The 2,046-nt window shown below is 69.2% G+C and carries 1 protein-coding gene and 1 pseudogene; one reads left to right on the forward strand and one right to left on the reverse strand.

Annotated elements, in window-relative coordinates; all coding sequences use genetic code 11:
* A pseudogene (locus VFF97_RS12200) lies at window positions 1-611 on the reverse strand (phosphoenolpyruvate carboxykinase); the annotation flags it as partial.
* Window positions 612-715: 104 nt separating this feature from the next.
* On the opposite strand from VFF97_RS12200, the gene VFF97_RS12205 reads away from it, so the two are divergent.
* On the forward strand, window positions 716-2,046 hold a 1,331-nt coding region (locus VFF97_RS12205), incomplete at its 3' end, for a helix-turn-helix domain-containing protein (RefSeq protein WP_325033766.1).

The raw sequence follows: 2,046 nt of genomic DNA on the forward strand, positions 1-2,046 counted from the left end.
GGGGCGCCGACGGAGTGGACCGTCTTGACCCAGTGCTTGCCGGCGGCGATCTCCTCGTACACGGAGGCTCCGACACGCGTCATGATGCCGATCGAGACGACCGCGTAGGCGCTGTCGGTGACCTGCACGCCGATGTGCGACAGCGGACCGCCGACGGGACCCATCGAGAAGGGGACGACGTACATCGTGCGGCCGCGCATCGAGCCCTCGAACACGCCGCGCATCGTCGCGCGCATCTGGGCGGGGTCGGCCCAGTTGTTCGTGGGGCCGGCGTCGGCCGGATCCTCGGACGCGATGAACGTGCGGCCCTCGGTGCGGGCGACGTCACTCGGATGCGAGCGGGCGAGGTAGGACCCTGGCCGCCACTCGGGGTTGAGCTTGATGAGCTTGCCCTCGGCGACCATCTCGCGGAGGAGCGCGTCGTTCTCGGCGCGCGAGCCGTCGACCCAGTGGATGCGGTCGGGCTTGGTCAGCGCGGCGACCTCGTCGACCCACGCCGCCAGTTCTCGAAGGCCGTCGCTCTCCAGATTCGGCCGTGCCCCGAAGGACGGCTTGATCGTGTCGACAGGACCCGTCTGCCGGGTGCGCGGGAAGATGTCGGCAAGAGCCATGGCTACCTCTTTCAACTGTGTCCTCTCCAATATCCGCGCGATGTCGCCATCCTTTCCCGGAACCCGGGCCGCAAGAATCGCGATTCTTTCGCTAGGCTAAAGGAATGCCCGCGTCCTCCCTCGAACTCGCGACTCTGGGTCACCGCATCCGTCACCAGCGCGTCAACAACGGCCTCACGCTCGACGAGCTCGGCGCCCGCGTCGGGGTCGCCGGCAGCCAGCTCAGCCTCATCGAGAACGGCAAGCGCGAGCCGAAGCTCTCCCTCCTCCAGGCCATCGCCGACGTCACAGGCGTCCAGGTCGCCGACCTGCTCTCGCCCGAGCCGCCGAACCGTCGCGCGGCCCTCGAGCTCGAGCTCCAGCGCGCGCAGGCGAGCCCGGTCTTCCGCCGGCTCGGTATTCCTCCCGTGCGCATCACGAAGAGCCTCAGCGACGAGACGATCGAGTCGATCCTGGGGCTGCACCGCGAACTCCAGCGTCGCGAGCGCGAGGCGATCGCGACGCCCGAAGAGGCACGCCGCGCGAACAACGAGCTGCGGCTGCGCATGCGCGAGCGCGACAACTACCTGCCCGACATCGAGAAGCTCGCCGAGAAGCAGCTCAAGGCGGCCGGCCACGTGTCGGGTGCACTCACGCACCGCACCGTGAGCGTCATGGCGGAGCAGCTCGGGTTCGAGCTCATCTACGTCAGCGACCTGCCGCACTCCGCCCGGTCGGTCACCGATCTCGAGAACGGACGCATCTACCTGCCGCCGGCGTCGATCCCGGGCGGACATGGACTGCGCTCGATGGCGCTCCAGGCGATGGCGCACCGCCTGCTGGGGCACACGCCGCCGACCGACTACGCGGACTTCCTGCAGCAGCGCCTCGAGATCAACTACTACGCCGCGTGCTGCCTCATGCCGGAGACGAACGCGGTCGCGTTCCTGCAGCAGGCCAAGAAGGACCGCAACCTCGCCGTCGAGGACTTCCGCGACGCGTTCGGCGTCACGCACGAGGCGGCGGGCATGCGCATGACGAACCTGCTCACCCACCACCTCGGCATACGGCTGCACTTCCTGCGCGTCGACGGATCGGGCGCGATCACGCGCGTGTACGAGAACGACGACCTGCCGCTGCCGAGCGACGTGACCGGCTCGGTCGACGGGCAGATCGCGTGCCGCAGGTTCGCCGCGCGCGCTGCGTTCGCCGAGCAGAACCGCACGACGGAGTACTACCAGTACACCGACACCCCGAGCGGAACCTTCTGGTGCTCGACGCAGACGGGCACGACCTCGGACGGCGAGTTCTCGATCACCGTCGGCGTGCCGTTCGACGACGCCAAGTGGTTCCGCGGCCGCGAGACGGGCAAGCGCGCCGTCTCGACGTGCCCCGACGAGTCGTGCTGCCGCCGCCCGCCGGATGACGTCCGCAACCGCTGGGAGGGCAAGGCGTG

This window comes from Microbacterium sp. (assembly GCF_035687345.1).
In the GTDB taxonomy this organism is placed as follows: domain Bacteria; phylum Actinomycetota; class Actinomycetes; order Actinomycetales; family Microbacteriaceae; genus Microbacterium.